Source organism: Saccharothrix isguenensis, from assembly GCF_052936305.1.
Window position 1 is genome coordinate 416,808 of record NZ_CP193626.1, and the last position, 18,540, is coordinate 435,347.

The window sequence follows — 18,540 nt, forward strand, 5'->3', positions numbered from 1 at the left end:
GCTGCCTGATGGCGCTATACATCCGATCTGTCGACCGGTTTGTGGAGGGGGACCTGCTGTGCAGCTGATGCGTCTGGGACCGTCGGGGTCCGAGCGCCCCGCCGTCCGCGCCGACGACGGCCTCACGTACGACCTGACGCCGCTGACCGACGACGTGACCGGCGCGTTCCTCGCCGACGACGGCATCGCCCGCACCCGGGCCGCGCTCGCCGCGCGAGAACTCCACCCGATCGTGGTCGACGGAGTCCGCGTCGGACCCCCGATCGCGGCTGTCGGCAAGCTCGTCTGCATCGGCCTCAACTACCGCGACCACGCCGAGGAGACCGGCGCACCGGCCCCGTCCGAGCCGGTGGTGTTCCTCAAGACCCCGGACACGATCGTCGGCCCGGACGACGAGGTGCTGGTGCCGCGCCGCTCGGTGAAGACCGACTGGGAGGTCGAGCTGGGCGTGGTGATCGGCCGCACCGCCCGGTACCTGGAGTCCACCGAGGACGCCCTGACCTGCGTCGCCGGGTACGTGCTGTCCCACGACGTGAGCGAGCGGGAGTTCCAGCTCGAACGCGGCGGGCAGTGGGACAAGGGCAAGAACTGCGAGACGTTCAACCCGCTCGGCCCCTTCCTCGTGCCCGCCGACGAGGTTGCCGACCCGCAGGCGCTGGGCCTGCGGCTGTGGGTCAACGGCGTGCCGCGGCAGGACTCGTCCACCAGGAACATGATCTTCCCGGTGGTCGAGCTGGTCCGCTACCTGAGCTGGTTCCTCGTCCTCCGACCGGGGGACGTCATCAACACCGGCACCCCGGCGGGCGTCGCGCTCGGCCAACCGGAGCCGAAGCCGTACCTGCGCGCGGGCGACGTGGCGGAGTTGGAGATCGACGGGCTGGGCCGGCAGCGGCAGACGTTCGGACAGGCGTGACAGCAGTCGGTGCGGACCCATGTGGAGGAGCGGTGAGCGAGTTCGAAGGACTGGTCGCGGTGGTGACCGGCGGGGCGTCGGGCATCGGCCTGGCGACGGCCCGGCTGCTGGCCGCACGGGGCGCGACGGCGGTGGCGCTGGACCTCGACCCCGACATCGCACCACCGGTGCACGGCATCAGGGCGGACGTCACGGACGACGCGTCGGTGCGCGCCGCGATCGCCGAGGTGGTCGAGCGGTTCGGCCGGCTCGACGTGCTGGTCAACAACGCGGGGGTCGGCGCGCAGGGCGGCGTGACCGCGAACCCGGACGACGAGTGGCACCGGGTGCTGGACGTGAACGTGGTCGGCATGGCGCGCGTCGCCCGTGCCGCGTTGCCCCACCTGCGCGAGTCGCCCTCGGCGGCGATCGTGAACACCGGTTCCATCGCGGCGTGGGCCGGCCTGCCGCAGCGCGCGCTGTACTCGGCGAGCAAGGGCGCGGTGCACGCGTTGACGCTCGCGATGGCCGCCGACTACGTGCGCGAGGGCATCCGCGTGAACGCCGTGGCGCCCGGCACCGCCGACACCCCGTGGGTGGGCCGCCTGCTCGACTCCGCGCCGGACCCGGCCGCCGAACGGGCCGCCCTGGAGGCCAGGCAGCCGCACGGCCGGCTGGTCTCGGCGGACGAGGTCGCCGGCGCCATCGCCTACCTCGCCGGCCCGTTGGCCGGTTCCACGACCGGCACCGTCCTCGCGGTGGACGGCGGGATGCACGGGCTGCGGTTGCGCGCCCCTGGCAGCGAGTAGGACGTGATGGGCATGATTCCGTTGTCGAGGTTGGGATTCGGTGGCGGGCCGATCGGCAACCTGTACACCGAGGTGTCCGATGCGGACGCTTTCGGCGCGCTGGAAGCCGCGTGGGACGCAGGGGTCCGGTACTTCGACACCGCGCCGCACTACGGGCTCGGCCTGTCCGAACGGCGCATCGGCGAGTTCCTGGCCGGCAAGCCCCGCGACTCGTTCGTCGTGTCCACGAAGGTCGGTCGGGTGCTGGAGCCCCGCGCCGGCGGCGGTGACGACCGGGCGAACGGGTTCGCCGTGCCCGCCACGCACCGGCGGCGGTGGGACTTCGGCGCCGACGGGGTGCGGCGGTCGTTGGAGTCCTCATTGGACCGTCTGGGCCTGGACCGGGTCGACGTGGTGTACGTGCACGACCCGGACGACCACGCGGACCAGGCCATCGCGGAGGCGGTGCCGGCGTTGGCGGCGCTGCGGTCCGAGGGCGTCGTCCGGGCGATCGGCGTCGGCATGAACCAGTGGGAACTGCCCGCGCGGTTCGTCCGCGAGACCGACGTGGACGTGGTGCTGCTCGCCGGCCGGTACACCGTGCTGGAGCAGACGGGTGCCGAGCTGCCGGCGTTGTGCGCGTCGCGCGGGGTGTCGGTGGTGGCGGCGGGGGTGTTCAACTCGGGGCTGTCGGCGCGGCCCGAGGTGGGCGACACCTACGACTACCGGGCCGCGCCCGCGTCGCTGGTGGAGAAGGCCCGGCGGATCGCCGCGGTGTGCTCGCGGCACGGCGTGACGCTGCCCCACGCGGCCATCGCGTTCCCGTTCCGGCACCCCGCGGTCGTGTCGGTGCTGCTGGGCGTGCGGACGGCGGCCGAGATGCGGGCCAACGCGGAGGTCGCGTCGCAGCCCGTGCCGGACGCGGTGTGGGACGACCTGGGGTCGGCCGGGCTGCTGTGATCGCGGCGGTCGCTCAGGCCAGGTCGGACAGCCACTGCTCCACGCCCGCCACGTGCACCGTGGACCACGAGCGGGCCAGGTCGGGCTGGTGGGCGGCCAGGGCGTCGACGATGGCGCGGTGCTCGGCGACGGTCCGGTCGACCGCGCCGCCCTGCGTGATGCCGCGCCAGATGCGCACCCGGACGGTCGGCCCGGCGAGCGTGTCGAGCAGCTGCGCCAGGTAGGTGTTGCCCGAGCACTGCGCGATGGCGCGGTGGAACTCCAGGTCGTGGTCGACCAGCTCCTCCACCGACCGGGCCGACTCGGCGGAGTCGCACAAGGCGCGCAGCGCGGCGATCTCCTCGGGGGCGACCCGCTGCGCCGCCATCGCCGCGGCGGCCGGTTCGAGGATGCGGCGGACCTGCAGGACCTCCAGCACCGAGTCGTCACCGCGGTGCAGGTCGAGCACGAACGACAGCGCGCCGAGCAGGTCGTCGGCGCGCAGGCTGGACACGTACGTGCCGTCACCCTGCCGCACGTCCAGGACCCGGACCAGCGACAGAGCCTTGACCGCCTCACGCAGGGAGTTCCGCGACAGGCCGAGCCGCTCGGCGAGGTCCGCCTCCCGGGGCAGCCGGTCGCCCGGCTTCAGCTCACCCGAGACGATCATGTCCTTGACGCGCAGGATGGCGTCGTCGGTAACGGCCACGGCGGTCCTCGACTCGTGAGCTAGACCTCGGATGTCTGCCGCCAAGTATGGGTCATGCCGAAACGCCGCGCGGCGGGGCCACCGCTCGGCTAGACATTAACCATACTCCACTCTATTCGGTTATCTTGTAACCACACGTGACGGCTTCCACCGCTTCCGGTCATAATGGTCTGGACCATTTGAGGAGGGACCTTGGACACGGTTGTCGCAGCTCCGCGAGCACTGCTCGGTCGCACCATCACCGGTCCCGTCAGCCTGCGGTTCAGGGCAGGCCGGATCGTGGACGTCGTCGCGGGCTCACCGCCCGACGGCGCCGAGGTGCTGACCGAGGGCCTGCTCACCCCGGGCCTGGTGGACGTGCAGGTCAACGGGGCGGTCGGGGTCGACTTCGCCGAGGTGGACCGCGAGGGGATGGCGGCGGTGGCGCGCGCGCTCCCGCAGACGGGGGTGACCCGCTTCCTGCCGACCCTGATCACCGCGCCGGTGCTGGTCGCGATCCGGCAGGCGCACGCCGTGCTGGCCGCGTCGGCGACCCTGCCGCCCCACCCCGGCGCCAAACCGCTCGGCGTGCACCTGGAAGGGCCGTTCCTGTCGCCCAAGCGGGCCGGCGTGCACGACCCGGCGCTGATGGTGGCCCCCGGACCGGCCGAGATAGACCTGCTCCTCGACGACGAGGTGCTCCGCCGCGCGTTGCGCATGGTGACGTTGGCGCCCGAGCAGCCGGGCGGCCTGGAAGCCGTGCGCAGGCTGGCGGCGGCGGGCGTGCTGGTGGCGGTCGGGCACAGCGACGCCACGGGCGAGCAGACCCGCGCCGCCGCCGACGCGGGCGCCCGCATGGTGACGCACCTGTTCAACGCCCAACGCCCGCTCGGCCACCGCGAACCGGGCGTGCCGGGCGTCGCACTGGTGGACGACCGGTTCACGCTGGGCCTGATCGCCGACCTGGCGCACGTCGGCCCGGACGTCTGCCGGCTCGTGTTCAACGCCGCCGGTCACCGGGTCGCGCTGGTCACGGACGCGGTCGCCGCCGCGGGCATGCCGCCCGGCCGCTACCAGCTCGGCGGCGCGGACGTCCTGCTCACCGAGGACGGCGTGCCGAGGTCGCCGGAGGGCACGATCGCGGGCAGCGCGCTCACGCTGGACCGGGCCGTGCGCAACATCGTGTCGGTGGGCGTGGGCCTGGCGGACGCGCTGGCGTCGGCGACCGTCGTCCCGGCCGACGCGATCGGCGAGCCCACGCTGGGCCGCCTGGAGCCCGGTGCGGTGGCCGACCTGGTCTGGTGGGACGACGACCTCCGGCCGCGCAAGGTGTGGGTCGACGGCGAGGTCGTGTTCGACAGCGCGGCGATGTACGACAACGCGCCCGTCGGCATGGCCGCCGCCGGTCAGTAGCCCGGCGACCCCGGACACGCGAAGAGGCCCGAGCCGGAACGCTCGGGCCTCTTCGCGCAGCTGTGATCTCGGGATCAGCGGGTCCGGGTGATCTTGTTCAGGCCGCGGGGGTTGTCGGGGTCGCCGCCGCGGGCCAGGGCCAGGCCGTGGGCCAGGCGCTGGACCGGGAGGATCTCGAGGATCGGGGCGACCTCCTCCGCGGTCTCGGCGACCGGGATGCGCAGCGCCGCCGGCACCTTGTCCGAAGCCGAGCCGACCGCCAGGACATCGGCCCCACGACCGTGCACGACGTCCAGCACGTCGTGCAGGGCGTCCCCGCCCTTGCCGGAGCTCGTCACGGCCAGCACCGCCGTCTCCGCGTCCACCGCCGCCACCGGCCCGTGCAGCAGGTCCGCCCCGCTGTACGCGCGCGCCGCCAGGTAGGACGTCTCGGCCAGCTTCAGAGCCGCCTCCAGCGCGGTCGGCAGCGAGTACCCGCGCCCGGTCGTCAGCACCCGGTCCACGAACCGGTACCGCCGCACCGCCTCCGCCACCGCGTCCACCGACGAGTCCAGCGTCGACCGCGCCAGGTCGCCCAAGCCCGAGGCGGCCGAGCCGTTCCCGCCGCGGATCGCGTCCACCAGCAGGTACAGGGCCAGCAGCGTCGCCGAGTACGTCTTCGTCGCCGCCACCGCCTGCTCCACGCCCGCCCCGACATCCACCGACAGCTCCGCCGCCGCGTTCAACGGCGACGACGCCGTGTTCGTCACCGCCACCGTCAACGCGCCGCGCGCCCGCGCCGACTCGGTGACCTCCAGCAGGTCCGGCGACCCGCCCGACTGCGACACCGACACCAGGAGCACGTCGCGCAGGTCCGGCTCGGCCCCGTACAGCGTGGTCGTGGACGGCGACACCAGCCCGGCCGGCAGCTCCAGCAGCACCTCGGTCAGGTACTTCGCGTACAGCGCCGCGTGGTCGCTCGACCCGCGCGCCGCCAGCAGCACGAACCGGGGTCTGCGCGCCGCGATCGCCGAGGCGACCGACGCGATCCCGTCCCGCCGCGCCAGCAGCCCGTCGAAGATCCCGGGCTGCTGGTCGATCTCGGCCGCCATGTGCCTGCCGGGCTGGTGGTCGCTCATCGGAATCTCCTGATCAGGTGCTGGCGGCGATGCGCTCGGCCGCGGCGAGCAGGCTCACCCGCGAACCGCCGTGGGTGTCGACGCGGGCGGCAGCGCCCAGGTCGGGTCCCGGCACGCCCGTCTCGACGTGCACTAGGTCTAGACCAATAGTAACCAGCGAGGTCACCAACGAGGTAGCCCACGCATGGCGGTGTGCCTCACGTGTCACCACCACCACGGGCCGGCCGGCGGCCAGCGACGCGATCCCGGCGGCCGACATCTCCGAAGCCGACGTCGACGACACCACCGAAGTGCCCGGCAGCAGCTCCACCAGGTACGGCCCGAGCCCCCACGGCACGTCGCCGACCGCGATGGACGGCTCCACCGCCAGGTCCACCACCACCGGCGGCCCGGACAGCCGCAGCGACCCCCGGACCTCCACCGCGCGACGCGCCGCGACCAGCCCCAGCTCCGGGTCGTGCCCGTCCACCGACGTCGGAGGCGTGCCCAGGGCCGCCGTGCGCCGCGCCGCCTCCTCCAGCCGCGCCAACGGCAGCGCGCCGGACTCCACCGCCGCCACGATGCTGTCGACCAGCCACTGCATCCCGTCGTCGTCCAACGGCTCGCCACCCAGGCACAGCGCGTCCACACCGGCGGCCAGCGCCCGCACGGACCCCTCCGCGAGGTCGCCGCCGACGGCCTTCATGTCCAGCCCGTCGGTGATCACCGCCCCGGTGAACCCCAACTCCTCGCGCAGGACGCGCACGGCCAGCGGGTTCAGCGTCGCGGGCTCCGGACCCCACTCCGGCACCACCAGGTGCCCGGTCATGACCGACCGCACCCCCGCCCGCACCGCATCCCGGAACGGCACGAACTCCACCGCCGTCAACTCCGCCACCGACCGCGGCAGCACCGGCAACGCCGCGTGGGAGTCCACAGTGGACGCGCCATGCCCCGGGAAGTGCTTGGCGCACGCGGCGACCCCGACGGCCTGCATCCCCTCCACGAACGCCGCCACGTGCGCGCCCGCCACCACCGGGTCCGACCCGAACGACCGCACCCCGATCACCGGGTCGTCCAGCGTCAGCACCAGGTCCGCCGACGGCGCCAGGTTCAGGCTCACCCCGCACGCCGCCAGCCGCGACCCGATCGACGCCGCCACCGCCCGGGTCAACCCCAGGTCACCGGCCGCGCCGAGCGCGTGGTTGCCCGGCACCTCCGACCCGTGCCCGGCGTCGAGCCGGGTGACGTCGCCACCCTCCTCGTCGATCCCGATCACGACGTCCGCCCGCGCGTCGCGCAACCGCGCGTTCAGCGCCGTCACCTGCACGTCATCGGTGACGTTGCGCCCGAACAGCACCACGCCGGCGAGCCCGTCCGCCACCCGCTTCAACAGCCAGTCCGGCGCCGTGGTCCCGTGGAACCCCGGCAGCAGGACACCCGACGCGAGCCGGTGCAACGACATGCGGTTCTACCCCTTCACCGCACCGGCGGTGACACCGGTGACCATCTTGCGCTGCACGATCAGGAAGAACACCAGCACCGGCAGCGTGAACAGCGCCGACGCGGCCATCGCGCCACCCCAGTCCGTGCCGAAGTTGGTCTGGAACCCCGACAGCCACACCGGCAGGGTCTCCTTGGACTGGTCGTTGATCAGCGACAGCGCGAACAGGAACTCGTTCCACGCCGTCACGAACGCGAACACCGACGTGGCCACCAGGCCAGGGCCGAGCAGCGGCAACGTCACCCGCCGGAACGCGCCCCACCGGCCACAGCCGTCCACCATCGCCGCTTCCTCCAGCTCCAGCGGGATGCCGTTGACGAACCCGCGCAGCGTCCACGCGCAGAACGGCAGCGTCACCGCGAAGTAGATCAGCGCCAACGACGGCAGCCGGTCCAGCAGGTCCAGGTCCCGCATCATCAGGAACATCGGGATCAGCAGCGCCTCGAACGGCGCCATCTGCGCGACCAGCATCAGCATCACGAAGCCCTTGCGGCCCCGGAACCGCATCCGGGACATCGCCAACGCCGCCAGCAGACCCACCAGGATCGCCGCCAGCACCGCCGCCAGCGACACCATCAGGCTGTTGCCCAGCGCGCTCAGGAACCCGGGCTTGGACCACGCGGTGGCGAAGTTCGAGCCCGTCACCGAGAACGGCACCAGGTCGTAGTCGCTCGACAGCAGGTCCTTGCGCGGCTTCAACGCGGTCGAGACCATCCAGTAGGTCGGGAACGCGAAGAACACCGCCACGACCACCGCGACGACGTTGACAGTCACTTTCTTCGCGGTCACAGCGCACCCTCCTGCGATCGGACCAGCCTGCGCAGGTACTGGAACGTGAGCAGCGCCAGCAGCACCACCATCACCACGGACACCGCGGCGGCCACCCCGAAGTGGCTCTTCGAGATGCCCTCCAGGTACTGGTAGACGGCCAGCGTGGTGCTGCCGCCGTCCGGGCCGCCCTTCTTCATCGCCCAGATCTGGGCGAACACCTTGAAGTCCCACAGCATCGACAGGAACGTCACCATCAGCAGCAGCGGCTTCAGCTCGGGCCACGTCACCGAGCGGAACGTCTGCCACGCCGACGCGCCGTCGATGCCCGCCGCCTCGTACTGGTCCTTCGGGATGCCGATCGCGCCCGCGTAGAGCGAGAACGCCAGGAACGGGATCGCCTGCCACACGATCAGCAGCCCGATCACGGCCAGCGTGGACGTGCCGGTGGAGAACCACGAGTACCCGCCGAACGACTCGAACCCGAGCTTGACCAGCGTCTTGTTCAGGATCCCGTACTGCTGGTCGAAGATCCACTGGTAGACCGTGGTGGCCGCCAGCAGCGGCATCGCCCACGCCAGCAGCATCGCGACCTGGAGCACGATCCGGACGACCGGGCTGATCTGCCGCATCAGCAGCGCGATCAGCAGGCCGGCGACCACCGACGCGGCCACCACGATCGCGGTGAACACCACCGTGCGGATCGCGATCGTCCAGAACCCGGGATCGCCCAGGATCTCCTTGTAGTTGTCGAGACCGGTCCACACGACCTCGCCGCGGGTCAGCTCACGCAGGTTCAGCTTGCGGAAGCTGGTCACCACTACCGAGAGGACGGGCCAACCGATGAGCCAGAGGATGGCCACCACGGCGGGGGCCAGCAGCAGGTAGGGCAGCGTCCGGTCGAAGGCGCTGCCCCGACGGCGCGGCGCGCCGTCCGGTGCGGCACGCCGCGGTGCCGACGGGTTCGTCGGCACCGCGGCGTCGGTCGTGTGCACGGCCGTCATCCGATCGTCATCCGCCCAGGGTCTTCGACAGGGCGGCGTTCGCGTCCGCTGTGGCCGCGTCCAGCGACTTCGCGCCGGTCAGGTACGCGGTCAGCATGTCCTTCAGCGGGTTCTGGCCAGCCTCGACCGCGGCCCACGCCGGCGTGGTCGGGGTGACCTTGCCGTTCGGGGCGGACGCGGCCAGCGCCTTGCCCAGCGGGTTGCTCTCCAGCTTCGACGTGTCGGTCGACGTGCCCGGCACCGAACCGCCCTCGGCCAGCATGTCCTGGTACTTCTTGGAGCTGAGGAGCTTCAGGTACTCCTTGGCCAGGTCGGCGTTCTTGCTGCCGACCGGGATGGCCAGGTTCGAGCCGCCGAGGAACACCGGGGCGGTCTTGCCCGCGGTCTTCGACGGGATCGGGAACGCCGCGGTCTTCTCCTCCAGGTCCGGGTTGGCCTTGACCGCGCCACCCAGCTCCCACGGCAGACCGATCATCATGCCGACCTTGCCGGTGCCGAACACCTCCATCTGCTGCGGCGTGGCCTCGTCCGCGTCCTTCGGGGCCTTGGTGCCGGAGGCGTCCACCAGCGTCTTGTAGAACTCCAGGCCGGCCTTGGCCTGCGGGGTGTCGAGCGCGCCCGCCCAGGCGGAACCCTGCGGCTTGGCCACGTCGCCGCCCTCGTCCCAGATGAACGACAGCAGCACGTACCAGGACTGGCCCGGCAGGTACAGGGGCTGGAACTCGGGGTCGGCCGCGTTGGCCGCCTTGAGCTTCTCGATCGCGGCGATCCACTCGTCACGCGAGGTGGGCGGCGCGGTGATCCCGGCGGCCTCGAACAGGTCCGTCCGGTAGATGACCGTGCGGTTGGCCGCGTAGAACGGCAGGCCGTACTGCTTGTCGTCCCAGGTCAGCGAGTCCTTCAGACCGCTCAGCCACTGGTCGCCGTTGAGGTCGGAGACGTCCGCGCTCAGGTCGAGCAGGGTCTCCTCGGCCGCGAACTTCGCCGTCTGGGTGTTGCCCAGCTCAATGACGTCCGGCGGGTTGTTGCTGGTCAGGGCGGTGGTCAGCTTCTCCTGGATGCCGCCCCACTTCTGGACCTCGTACTTGACGGTGACGCCGGCGTGCGAGTCCTGGAACTCCTTGTTCAGCGCGTCGGTCAGGGTGGCCGGTGCGGAACCGTCCATCAACCACACCGTCAGCGTCTTCGGTTCACCGGAGTTGCTGCTGCCGCTGTCGGTGCTCGTGCCACATCCGGCCACGGCCACCGCGAGTGCGGCGGCACTTACGGCCAGTCCTCTCCAGCCCTTCACGTGTGCGCCCTTTCCCCATGCCCCGATCCCTCGACCGGAACGCTTAAGTGGTGTAGACCAATGCGGCCTAGAGTGTGCCTCGCCACAGGGCATGTCAAGGCCGTTGCTGGACCGTTGCAAAGTCATCGGATCAATTTCCCGGGGCTTGTAGGGGGTTCGGCAGCGCGATCCGACGTGGACAGGGCATCCTGTGTCTGGGAGCGGTGGCAGGTTGGCGGCAAGGGGCGAGGAGGAAGGCATGCTCGAAACGAGCCCTGCGACTGGCGTGGACGCCAGGGCTCGCGCGCAGCGCGAGCCGAAGTACTGGGGACTCAAGCGGCATCTGCTCGACCTCCTGCGCGCGTTGCCGCCAGGATCGCCGATCCCGACGGAGCGTTCGCTGGCGGCGGAGTTCGACGTCTCGCGCACGACGGTGAGGCAAGCGCTTGCCGAACTGACCGTCGAGGGCCGGTTGCTGCGCGTGCAGGGGAAGGGCACGTTCGCCGCGGAACCCAAGGTGGCGCAACGGCTCCAGCTGTCCTCGTACACAGAGGACATGAAGGCGCAGGGGCGGCAGCCGTCGTCGCGGTTGATCGAGGCGTCGGAGATGCCGGCGGAGGCCGAGCTGGCCAGGCTGCTCGGTGTGCGGGCGGGCGCCAAGGTGCTCCGGCTGCACCGGCTGCGGTTGGCCGACGGCGAGCCCATGGCGATCGAGACCACGCACCTGGCACTGGGCCGGTTCCGGGGCCTGCGCCGGTACCTCGCGCCGGGGGCGTCGCTGTACCAGGTGCTGCGCGAGCGGTTCGGGGTCGAGATGGGGCACGCCGAGGAGACTATTGAGACGGCGCTCGCCTCACCCGAGGAAGCCGAGCTGCTCGGCGCCGACATCGGCCTGCCGATGCTGCTGCTGTCGCGGCACTCGTTCGACACGGAGGGCAACCCGGTCGAGTGGGTCCGCTCGGTGTACCGGGGCGACCGCTACAAGTTCGTGGCCACCCTCAACCGCCCCATCGACTGACCCGCCCCATCGACTGACCCGCCGCACCACCAGCCGGACCCACCGACCGGCCCGCCACGACACCGCGCCCGGTGGGCGGCCGGACGACCCGCGGACAGGTCCGCGGGCAGAATGGTGCGGTGGCGGAGACCGTGGAGTGGGGGACGGGGCGCGCGAAAGCCGTCCTGGCCACGACGATCCTCGGCTCCGGCATGGCGATGCTCGACAGCACGATCGTCAACGTCGCCCTGCCCCGCATCGGCGCCTAACTCGGGGCCTCCGTCGCCGGCCTCCAGGGGATCCTCGACGGCTACCTGTTCGCCCTCGCCTCGCTGATCCTGATCGCCGGCTCGCTCGGCGACCGCTACGGCCGCCGTCGCGTCTTCGTCTTCGGCGTCATCCGGTTCGGCTCCGCCTCCCTCCCCTGCGGCCTGGCCCCGACCACGGAACTCCTGGTCGCCGCCCGCGTCCTGCAAGGCATCGGCGGCGCGCTGCTCACCCCCGGCTCGCTGGCCATCCTCCAGTCCGTCTTCGCCAGAGCCGACCGAGGCCGGGCCATCGGCGCCTGGTCCGGGCTGGCCGGCGTCGCCACCGCGATCGGCCCGCTGCTCGGCGGCGTGCTGGTCCAGGCGTGGTCGTGGCGGCTCGCGTTCCTGATCAACCTGCCGTTCGCGGTGGTCTGCGTCCGGCTGGCCCGCCGCTACGTGCCGGAGTCCGCGACGAGTCGCCCACCGGCCACCCCGACGTCCTCGGCTCGGTCGTCGGAGCGCTCGGCCTGGCCGGCGTCACCGGAGCACTGGTCGAGGCGCCGGTCCGGGGCGCCGACGCCCTGGTCGTCACGGCGGCGGTCGTCGGGGTGGCGGGCTGACCTCGTTCGTCCTGCTCCAGGTCCGCGGCCGGGAACCGCTGGTGCCGCCACGGCTGTTCGCCGGCCGGACGTTCGTCCTGTCCAACGCCCTGACGTTCCTCGTCTACGCGGCCCTGGGCGGCGTCATGGTGCTCATGGTCCTGCAACTGCAGGTGTCGCTGCACTACCCGCCGATGGTCGCCGGCCTGGCCGGCATCCCCATCACGCTGCTCCTGCTGGCGCTGTCCGCGAAGTCCGGGAGCCTGGCCCAGAAGTTCGGGCCTCGCACCCACCTCGTCGGAGGCCGATCCTGATCGGGGTCGGCATGGTCATGCTGCGGTCGGTGGTGCCGGGCGTCGGCTACTGGACCGGTGTCCTGCCCGGCCTGCTGGTGTTCGGGTTCGGCCTCGCCGCGGTGGTGGCGCCGGTGACGGCGACCGTGCCGGCCGCCGCCCCGGACCGGTACGCGGGGATCGCCTCCGGGGGCAACAACGCGGTCGCCCGCACCGGCGGCCTGGTCGCGGTGGCCGTCCTCCCCGCGGCAGCGGGCCTGACCGGCGCCCAGTACGCCGATCCGACGGCGATGACCCGGGGCCGGCAGACGGCGCTGCTGGTGTGCGCGGTGGCGTCGGTCGTCGGCGGCCTGCTGGCCCTCGGCGTCGACAACCGCGTCCTCGAAGCCGCCCAGGAGCACCACGACCCCCACAGCTGCCCGGTCGACGGACCACCGGTGCGCACCTGACCCGCACCGGCCCCGAGGCACCCACCCGGAGCACCGGCCCGGAGCACCGGTTCGGAGGCATCGGCTCCCCGGACACCGGCCCGAGGTGCCCGGCACCGGAGGTACCCGAGCTAGAGGTACCGGGCGAACACCTCGGGGTCGACGTTCCCGCCCGACAGCACCGCGACGGTCCGGCCGGAGAAGTGCGACGGCCGGGCCAGGTAGGCGGCGGCGGTCACCGCGCCGCTGGGCTCCACCACCAGCCGCGCCTGCCGGGCCAACCGGCCGACCGCCGCCCCGATCTCCTCGTCCGACACGGTCACGACGTCGTCCACGTACGCCCGCATGTGCGCGAACGTCAGCTCGGACGGCTCCGCCCGCAGCCCGTCCGCGATGGTCCGCGCCCGGTCGTCGGCGGACCACCGGACGAGCGTCCCGGCCCGCAGCGACTCGGCCGCGTCACCCGCCAGCGCGGGCTCCACCCCGACCACCCGGGTCGACGGGCGCAGCGCCTTCACCGCCGTCGCCACCCCGGCGATCAGCCCGCCGCCGCTCACCGGCACCAGCACCGTGTCGACGTCCGGCAGGTCGGCCACCACCTCCAACCCGATGGTGCCCTGACCCGCGATGACGTCGGGGTGGTCGAACGGGGGGATCAGCGTCGCGCCGCGTTCCGCCACCAGCTCGGCGGCCAGCGACTCGCGCCGCGCCATCGGCACCTCGATCACCTCGGCCCCGTGCGACCGGGTCGCGTCGACCTTGACCCGCGGCGTCGTGTCGGGCACGACGACCACGGCGGGCACGCCGAACAGCTTCGCCGCGTACGCGACGGCCTGCGCGTGGTTGCCGCTGGAGTAGGCGACGACACCGCGCGCCCGCACGTCCTCCGGCAGCCGCGCCACCGCGTGGTATGCGCCGCGGATCTTGAACGCGCCGACCGGCTGCAGGCTCTCCGGCTTGAGCCACAGCCCGTCGTCGAACCTCAGCAGCGGCGTGCGGACGGCGGCGGCCCCGATGACGTCGGCGGCGGACCGGATGTCGGCGATGGTGACGAGTTCCATGTCGACGATCCTCACCCCTGCGGCGGCCTGCGCACTACACGGGCGGCAACCGGAATTCCTCCGGCGTCACCCGCACGGGGCAAGAACATTCACACGTACGGGGCGTTGCAAGCCCATTCCCTTACTTCTGGCAAAACCGCCCGAATCGGTGATCGACTCACTACCTTGAGTGAGAGTTAACTGTCAAACGCTACAGAGCGCAGTCAATCCGGCGTGGGCTGTGACACACTTCGCCCTCAGATGGCCTGAACCGTAATAGGTAACAGGGTCATAAAGTCGCTCGAACGGGCGAGTACTGGTCGGTAGAAGACCGGGGAGGAGGGCACATGCGGAAGCCGCGAGCCCTGTCCTTGCCGTGCGTGACCACGCCACCGGAGACCCGGGCGACGATCCGGACGAGGAGTTGTGGGGTGGGGCGACCCCTGCCGCCGCCCCACCACCCGTCCCCCTAGAGCCCCCGAGAGCGGTCCCTGCAACCAGGCTCTCGGGTTCCCTGCACCCGAAGATGAGGGAGACGCCTAATGAACCGCACGAGTGCGGCCCGCCTTGCCACGGCCGTCCTGCTGGCCGCCGGCACGGCTACAGCTCTCAGCGTACCGGCCCAAGCGGAACCCGCCGCCCCCTATGCGGGAACCGCGGCGGACACGGAGAGCTACCCGGCCGAGTTGCTCCAGGCGGTGGAACGCGACCTGGGCCTGAACGCCGATCAGGCCCGCGTCCGTCTGGCGAACGACGCCAGGTCGGGTGACGTCGAGAACAAGGCGCGCGGCGTCCTCGGCGATGCCTTCGCCGGCGCGTGGATCGACTCGGCGACCGGGAAGATGACCGTCGGTGTCACCGACGCGGCGAAGGCCGACGCGGCGCGCGCCGCCGGGGCCGACGTCAAGGTCTTCCCCCACTCGCACCGCAAGCTCACCGCCACGAAGGCCGCGCTGGACACCCTGTCCGCGCCGGCGTCCATCACCGGCTGGCGGGTCGACGACGCGTCCAACACGGTCGTGGTCGAGGTCAACCGCAACACCCGCGACGCGGCGGCCGACAGCTTCCTGGCCACCGCCTCGGCGCTGAGCCCGGCGGTCCGCGTGGTGGAGGTCGCGGAGTCCCCGACGACCCTGTACGACACCCGCGGCGGTGACGCGTACTACATGGGCGGCGGACGCTGCTCGGTCGGCTTCTCGGTCACCGCGGGCGGCTACGTGACGGCGGGCCACTGCGGCCGCGTCGGCACCGCCACCCAGGGCTACAACCGGGTCACCTCCGGCTCGTTCGCGGGCTCGTCGTTCCCCGGCAACGACTACGCCTGGGTGCGCACGAACTCCAGCTGGACCTCGCGTCCGTGGGTCAACCGCTACAACGGCACCAACGTCGTGGTGAAGGGCTCCTCGGAGGCCGCCGTCGGCGCGTCGATCTGCCGCTCCGGCTCCACCACGGGCTGGCGCTGCGGCACGGTCCAGGCCAAGAACCAGACGGTCAACTACGGCTCGTCCGGCATCGTGTACGGCCTGACGCGGACCACCGCGTGCGCCGAGCCCGGTGACTCGGGCGGCTCGTGGGTGGCGGGCACCGGCTTCGGCCAGGCCCAGGGCGTGACCTCCGGCGGTTCCGGCAACTGCTCGTCCGGCGGCACGACCTTCTTCCAGCCCGTCAACGAGATCCTGAGCGCGTACGGCCTGCGCCTCGTGACCGGCTGACGACCGGAGTGGGACGCGCGGCCGTCCTCAGCGGACCGCGCACCGCGTGAAGAACACCCCCTGGGCACCCAGCCCGGGGGGTGTTCCTCCGCACGGGGTCAGGCGAACTGCACGGACCGCTTGGACAGCCCGTACCAGAAGCCCTCGACGGTGGTCGTCGCCTCCTGCGCCCCGCTCGCGCCCAGCGACACGAACAGCGGCGCGAAGTGCTCGGTGCGCGGGTGCGCGATCCCGGCGGCGGGCGCCTTGCGCTGGAAGTCGAGCAGCGCGTCCACGTCGCCGGCGGCCAGCGCCCGACCCGCCCAGTCGTCGAACTCGGCGGACCACGACGGCGGCTGGTAGCCCGGCCCGACCGACATGTCCACGCAGCTCAGGTTGTGCGTCATGAACCCGCTGCCGACGATCAGCACGCCCTGGTCGCGCAGCGGGGCGAGCTTCCGCCCGACGTCGAACAGGTCACGCGGGTCGAGGCTGGGCATGGACATCTGGAGCACAGGGACGTCCGCCTCGGGGAACATCTCCTTCAGCGGCACGTAAGCGCCGTGGTCCAGGCCGCGCCGCTCGTCGTGCGCCACCGGCCGGTCGAGCAGCCGGGTGACGTCCGCCGCCAGCTCCGGCGCGCCCGGCGCCTCGTAGGTGACCTCGTAGTACCGCTGGGGGAAGCCCCGGAAGTCGTACGTCAGCGGCACGGTGGTGGTCGCGCCGAGGGTCAGCGGGTCGTTCTCCCAGTGCGCGGAGACGACCAGGATCGACTCCGGGCGCGGCAGCGTCGCGGACCAGGACGCCAGCTCGCCGGTCCACCGTTCGTCGTCGGCCAGCGGGGGCGCCCCGTGGCCCAGGTACAGCACAGGCATCACACGGACGACTGTACGCCTTCTAGTTGAACTTTCAACCATGCTGCGGCGGCGCGGGGGTCCGCCGCCTCCGTGACGGCGCGCACCACGACCACCCGGTCCGCGCCCGCCGCCAGCACCTCCGGCAGCCGCTCCCGGTCGATGCCGCCGATCGCGAACCACGGCCGGTCCGTCGTGCCGGCGGTCGCCCGCACCAGGTCCAGCCCCGGCGCCGGACGTCCCGGCTTCGTCGGCGTCGGCCAGCACGGACCCGTGCAGAAGTAGTCCACGCCCGGCTCCACCGCCGCCGCCCGCGCCTGGTCCACGTCGTGCGTCGACCGGCCGATCACCACGCCGTCACCGACGATCCGGCGGGCGACCGACACCGGCAGGTCGTCCTGCCCCAGGTGCAGCACGTCGGCGTCCACGGCGAGCGCCACGTCCGCCCGGTCGTTCACCGCGAGCAGCGCACCGTGCCGCGCGCACGCCTCGGCGAGCACCTCCAGCGCGGCGATCTCCTGCTTCGCTTCAAGGCCCTTGTCGCGCAACTGCACGATGTCCACACCGCCCGCGAGCGCCGCGTCCGCGAACTCCGCGAGGTCCGGGCGGGCGGGCGTGCAGAGGTAGAGCCGCGCGTCGGCGAGCCGCCGCCTGATCTGCGTTCCGTCGAGTCCTGGCACGGGCCGCACGGTAACCGCCCGGCCGATTCGTGCGCTACGGTGGAGACGGTCCGCACGGGAGCCTGGAACACACCGGGCTGAGAGGGAGCGTGGTTCGCTCCGACCGTCGAACCTGATCCGGGTCATGCCGGCGCAGGGAGCGTGAGTGCCTTGGCAATGCGAGTGACCGTCCTCGGCGGTGGCGTCATCGGCCTGTCCACGGCCTGGTACGCGGCGCGCGCCGGGTTCCGCGTCGAGGTCGTCGACCGTGAATCGCCGCACGGCGGCTCGTGGGTCGCGGGCGGGATGCTCGCCCCCGTCACCGAAGCCTGGCCCGGTGACGAGCACGTGCTGGCGCTCGGCGTCGAATCCCTGGGGCTGTGGCCCGAGTACGCCCGCGAGCTGGGCGTGGAGCTGAGCCCGGTCGGGACGCTCGCGGTGGCCGTCGACCGGGCCGACGCCGAGGTGCTGGACCAGCTGTGCGCCTACCTGGCCCGGATGGGGCGGTCCGCGACCCGGCTCACCGGACGAGAGCTGCGCGCGCTGGAACCCGGCCTCGGGCCGGTCCGAAGTGGACTGTCCGTGCCGGGGGACCTGGCCGTGGACAACCGCGTCCTGCTGCGCGCGCTGCGCGAGGCGTGCGCCGCGAGCGGCGTGGCGTTCGTCGCGGAGCCCGCCGCGGAGACCGGTGTGACGGTCATCGCGGCCGGCGCGTGGAGCCGTGACCTGCACCCGTCGCTGCGCGACGTGATCCGGCCCGTGAAGGGCGAGATCCTGCGACTCGCGGCCAGACCCGGCGCCCTCCCGCCACCCCGCCACACCATCCGCGCCCACGTGTCCGGCCGACCCGTCTACCTCGTGCCGCGCGAAGGCGGGTTCGTGCTCGGCGCCACCCAGTACGAAGCCGGGTTCGACGGCGACGTCACCGTGGGCGGCGTGCGGGACCTGCTGCGCGACGCCGAGGTCGTGTGGCCCGGGATCGCCGAGTACGCCCTGGTCGAGGCCGTCGCCGGGTTCCGCGCCGGCAGCCCCGACAACGCGCCGGTCATCGACTGGCTCGAACCCGGTGTGCTGGCCGCCACCGGCCACCACCGCAACGGTCTGCTGCTCGCACCCGTCACCGCGCGACGGGTGCTCGCCCTGCTCCGCGAAGGAGGAAACAACCGGTGAAGGCGAAGGTCAACGGGCTGGAACGGGAACTGGCCGACGGGTCGACCGTCGCCGCCGTCCTCGTGCTGCTCGACGCGCCGCCCAACGGGGTCGCGGTCGCGGTCGACGGCGAAGTCGTGCCCCGCACGGCCTGGAAGACGACCGTGGTGCCGGACGGCGCCGCGATCGAGGTGCTGACCGCTGTGCAAGGAGGCTGAC

At 72.5% G+C, this 18,540-nt stretch carries 21 protein-coding genes, 1 pseudogene and 1 riboswitch; of the genes and pseudogenes, 13 read left to right on the forward strand and 9 right to left on the reverse strand.

What is annotated here, in order from left to right:
• Positions 1-58: 58 nt before the first annotated feature.
• The 3 genes from ACRAKI_RS02030 to ACRAKI_RS02040 are packed head-to-tail and all read left to right on the forward strand — an operon-like array spanning position 59 to position 2,640.
• Positions 59-913, forward strand: a complete 855-nt coding sequence (locus ACRAKI_RS02030; RefSeq protein ID WP_447005346.1) for a fumarylacetoacetate hydrolase family protein — start codon at positions 59-61, stop codon at positions 911-913.
• A 32-nt stretch (positions 914-945) separates the two neighbouring features.
• Positions 946-1,701 carry an SDR family NAD(P)-dependent oxidoreductase gene (locus ACRAKI_RS02035; RefSeq protein ID WP_447005347.1) on the forward strand — a complete coding sequence of 252 codons (756 nt, stop codon included), beginning with the start codon at positions 946-948 and terminating at the stop codon, positions 1,699-1,701.
• 12 nt (positions 1,702-1,713) lie between these two features.
• Positions 1,714-2,640, forward strand: a complete 927-nt coding sequence (locus tag ACRAKI_RS02040; protein WP_447008305.1) for an aldo/keto reductase — start codon at positions 1,714-1,716, stop codon at positions 2,638-2,640.
• Positions 2,641-2,653: 13 nt separating this feature from the next.
• Here the strand turns inward: ACRAKI_RS02040 and ACRAKI_RS02045 are convergent, their stop codons facing one another.
• Positions 2,654-3,328 (reverse strand): FadR/GntR family transcriptional regulator, encoded by a 675-nt coding sequence (locus ACRAKI_RS02045; RefSeq protein WP_447005348.1) that lies wholly within the window; start codon positions 3,326-3,328, stop codon positions 2,654-2,656.
• Positions 3,329-3,520: 192 nt separating this feature from the next.
• Here ACRAKI_RS02045 and nagA point away from each other — a divergent pair, with 192 nt between their 5' ends.
• Positions 3,521-4,720, forward strand: coding sequence for an N-acetylglucosamine-6-phosphate deacetylase (gene nagA / locus ACRAKI_RS02050; protein WP_447005349.1), 1,200 nt, complete (start codon positions 3,521-3,523; stop codon positions 4,718-4,720).
• Between the two features lie 74 nt (positions 4,721-4,794).
• On the opposite strand, the gene ACRAKI_RS02055 is transcribed toward nagA, so the two are convergent.
• The 5 genes from ACRAKI_RS02055 to ACRAKI_RS02075 are packed head-to-tail and all read right to left on the reverse strand — an operon-like array spanning position 4,795 to position 10,384.
• A complete protein-coding gene (locus ACRAKI_RS02055; protein ID WP_447005350.1) occupies positions 4,795-5,838 on the reverse strand; it encodes an SIS domain-containing protein in 1,044 nt (347 codons plus the stop codon).
• 13 nt (positions 5,839-5,851) lie between these two features.
• Positions 5,852-7,282, reverse strand: coding sequence for a glycoside hydrolase family 3 protein (locus ACRAKI_RS02060; protein ID WP_447005351.1), 1,431 nt, complete (start codon positions 7,280-7,282; stop codon positions 5,852-5,854).
• A gap of 6 nt (positions 7,283-7,288) precedes the next feature.
• Complete coding sequence (locus tag ACRAKI_RS02065) at positions 7,289-8,110, reverse strand: carbohydrate ABC transporter permease (RefSeq protein WP_447005352.1); 822 nt, start codon at positions 8,108-8,110, stop codon at positions 7,289-7,291.
• On the reverse strand, positions 8,107-9,093 hold the full coding sequence (locus ACRAKI_RS02070) for a carbohydrate ABC transporter permease (RefSeq protein ID WP_447005353.1): 987 nt from the start codon (positions 9,091-9,093) through the stop codon (positions 8,107-8,109). The genes ACRAKI_RS02065 and ACRAKI_RS02070 overlap by 4 nt, the downstream gene beginning before the upstream one ends.
• Positions 9,094-9,100: 7 nt before the next feature.
• Positions 9,101-10,384, reverse strand: a complete 1,284-nt coding sequence (locus tag ACRAKI_RS02075; RefSeq protein ID WP_447005354.1) for a sugar ABC transporter substrate-binding protein — start codon at positions 10,382-10,384, stop codon at positions 9,101-9,103.
• A gap of 238 nt (positions 10,385-10,622) precedes the next feature.
• Between ACRAKI_RS02075 and ACRAKI_RS02080 the strand changes: the two genes are divergently transcribed.
• From ACRAKI_RS02080 to ACRAKI_RS02105, 6 genes and pseudogenes are all read left to right on the forward strand, one after another.
• Positions 10,623-11,381 carry a GntR family transcriptional regulator gene (locus ACRAKI_RS02080; protein WP_447005355.1) on the forward strand — a complete coding sequence of 253 codons (759 nt, stop codon included), beginning with the start codon at positions 10,623-10,625 and terminating at the stop codon, positions 11,379-11,381.
• 119 nt (positions 11,382-11,500) lie between these two features.
• Positions 11,501-11,629, forward strand: a complete 129-nt coding sequence (locus ACRAKI_RS02085) for a hypothetical protein (RefSeq protein WP_447005356.1) — start codon at positions 11,501-11,503, stop codon at positions 11,627-11,629.
• Positions 11,630-11,692: 63 nt separating this feature from the next.
• Positions 11,693-12,085 (forward strand): annotated as a pseudogene (locus ACRAKI_RS02090) (MFS transporter); the annotation flags it as partial.
• Entirely contained in the window at positions 11,998-12,228 is a 231-nt protein-coding gene (locus ACRAKI_RS02095) for a hypothetical protein (protein WP_447005357.1), read from the forward strand. The pseudogene ACRAKI_RS02090 and the gene ACRAKI_RS02095, both read left to right, overlap by 88 nt.
• 41 nt (positions 12,229-12,269) lie before the next feature.
• Positions 12,270-12,521: a hypothetical protein gene (locus ACRAKI_RS02100; protein ID WP_447005358.1), complete on the forward strand. Its 252-nt coding sequence runs from the start codon at positions 12,270-12,272 to the stop codon at positions 12,519-12,521.
• Between the two features lie 17 nt (positions 12,522-12,538).
• Positions 12,539-12,949, forward strand: coding sequence for a hypothetical protein (locus tag ACRAKI_RS02105; RefSeq protein WP_447005359.1), 411 nt, complete (start codon positions 12,539-12,541; stop codon positions 12,947-12,949).
• 110 nt (positions 12,950-13,059) lie between these two features.
• On the opposite strand, the gene ACRAKI_RS02110 is transcribed toward ACRAKI_RS02105, so the two are convergent.
• Positions 13,060-13,989 (reverse strand): threonine ammonia-lyase, encoded by a 930-nt coding sequence (locus ACRAKI_RS02110; RefSeq protein ID WP_447005360.1) that lies wholly within the window; start codon positions 13,987-13,989, stop codon positions 13,060-13,062.
• A gap of 521 nt (positions 13,990-14,510) precedes the next feature.
• Here ACRAKI_RS02110 and ACRAKI_RS02115 point away from each other — a divergent pair.
• The gene (locus tag ACRAKI_RS02115; protein WP_447005361.1) at positions 14,511-15,680 is read left to right on the forward strand and encodes a S1 family peptidase; all 1,170 of its coding nucleotides are present in this window, start codon (positions 14,511-14,513) and stop codon (positions 15,678-15,680) included.
• 98 nt (positions 15,681-15,778) lie between these two features.
• On the opposite strand, the gene ACRAKI_RS02120 is transcribed toward ACRAKI_RS02115, so the two are convergent.
• Both ACRAKI_RS02120 and thiE read right to left on the reverse strand, forming a co-directional pair.
• Positions 15,779-16,534, reverse strand: a complete 756-nt coding sequence (locus tag ACRAKI_RS02120) for a dioxygenase family protein (protein ID WP_447008306.1) — start codon at positions 16,532-16,534, stop codon at positions 15,779-15,781.
• Positions 16,534-17,193, reverse strand: a complete 660-nt coding sequence (thiE, locus tag ACRAKI_RS02125; RefSeq protein WP_447005362.1) for a thiamine phosphate synthase — start codon at positions 17,191-17,193, stop codon at positions 16,534-16,536. Before thiE ends, ACRAKI_RS02120 begins: the two co-directional genes overlap by 1 nt.
• Before the next feature lie 44 nt (positions 17,194-17,237).
• Positions 17,238-17,349: riboswitch (TPP riboswitch) on the forward strand.
• Between thiE and thiO the strand changes: the two genes are divergently transcribed.
• Both thiO and thiS read left to right on the forward strand, forming a co-directional pair.
• The gene (gene thiO / locus ACRAKI_RS02130) at positions 17,350-18,342 is read left to right on the forward strand and encodes a glycine oxidase ThiO (protein ID WP_447008307.1); all 993 of its coding nucleotides are present in this window, start codon (positions 17,350-17,352) and stop codon (positions 18,340-18,342) included.
• The gene (thiS, locus tag ACRAKI_RS02135; RefSeq protein WP_447005363.1) at positions 18,339-18,539 is read left to right on the forward strand and encodes a sulfur carrier protein ThiS; all 201 of its coding nucleotides are present in this window, start codon (positions 18,339-18,341) and stop codon (positions 18,537-18,539) included. The genes thiO and thiS overlap by 4 nt, the downstream gene beginning before the upstream one ends.
• Position 18,540: the final 1 nt, after the last annotated feature.

Excerpts from the sequence above, each read along its gene's own strand:
- ACRAKI_RS02040 (WP_447008305.1), top strand. The coding sequence starts at position 1,714 with ATGATTCCGTTGTCGAGGTTGGGATTCGGTGGCGGGCCGATCGGCAAC.
- ACRAKI_RS02055 (WP_447005350.1), bottom strand. The coding sequence starts at position 5,838 with ATGAGCGACCACCAGCCCGGCAGGCACATGGCGGCCGAGATCGACCAG.
- ACRAKI_RS02060 (WP_447005351.1), bottom strand. The coding sequence starts at position 7,282 with ATGTCGTTGCACCGGCTCGCGTCGGGTGTCCTGCTGCCGGGGTTCCAC.
- ACRAKI_RS02070 (WP_447005353.1), bottom strand. The coding sequence starts at position 9,093 with ATGACGGCCGTGCACACGACCGACGCCGCGGTGCCGACGAACCCGTCG.
- ACRAKI_RS02080 (WP_447005355.1), top strand. The coding sequence starts at position 10,623 with ATGCTCGAAACGAGCCCTGCGACTGGCGTGGACGCCAGGGCTCGCGCG.
- ACRAKI_RS02105 (WP_447005359.1), top strand. The coding sequence starts at position 12,539 with ATGCTGCGGTCGGTGGTGCCGGGCGTCGGCTACTGGACCGGTGTCCTG.
- ACRAKI_RS02110 (WP_447005360.1), bottom strand. The coding sequence starts at position 13,989 with ATGGAACTCGTCACCATCGCCGACATCCGGTCCGCCGCCGACGTCATC.
- ACRAKI_RS02115 (WP_447005361.1), top strand. The coding sequence starts at position 14,511 with ATGAACCGCACGAGTGCGGCCCGCCTTGCCACGGCCGTCCTGCTGGCC.
- ACRAKI_RS02120 (WP_447008306.1), bottom strand. The coding sequence starts at position 16,534 with ATGCCTGTGCTGTACCTGGGCCACGGGGCGCCCCCGCTGGCCGACGAC.
- thiO (WP_447008307.1), top strand. The coding sequence starts at position 17,350 with ATGCGAGTGACCGTCCTCGGCGGTGGCGTCATCGGCCTGTCCACGGCC.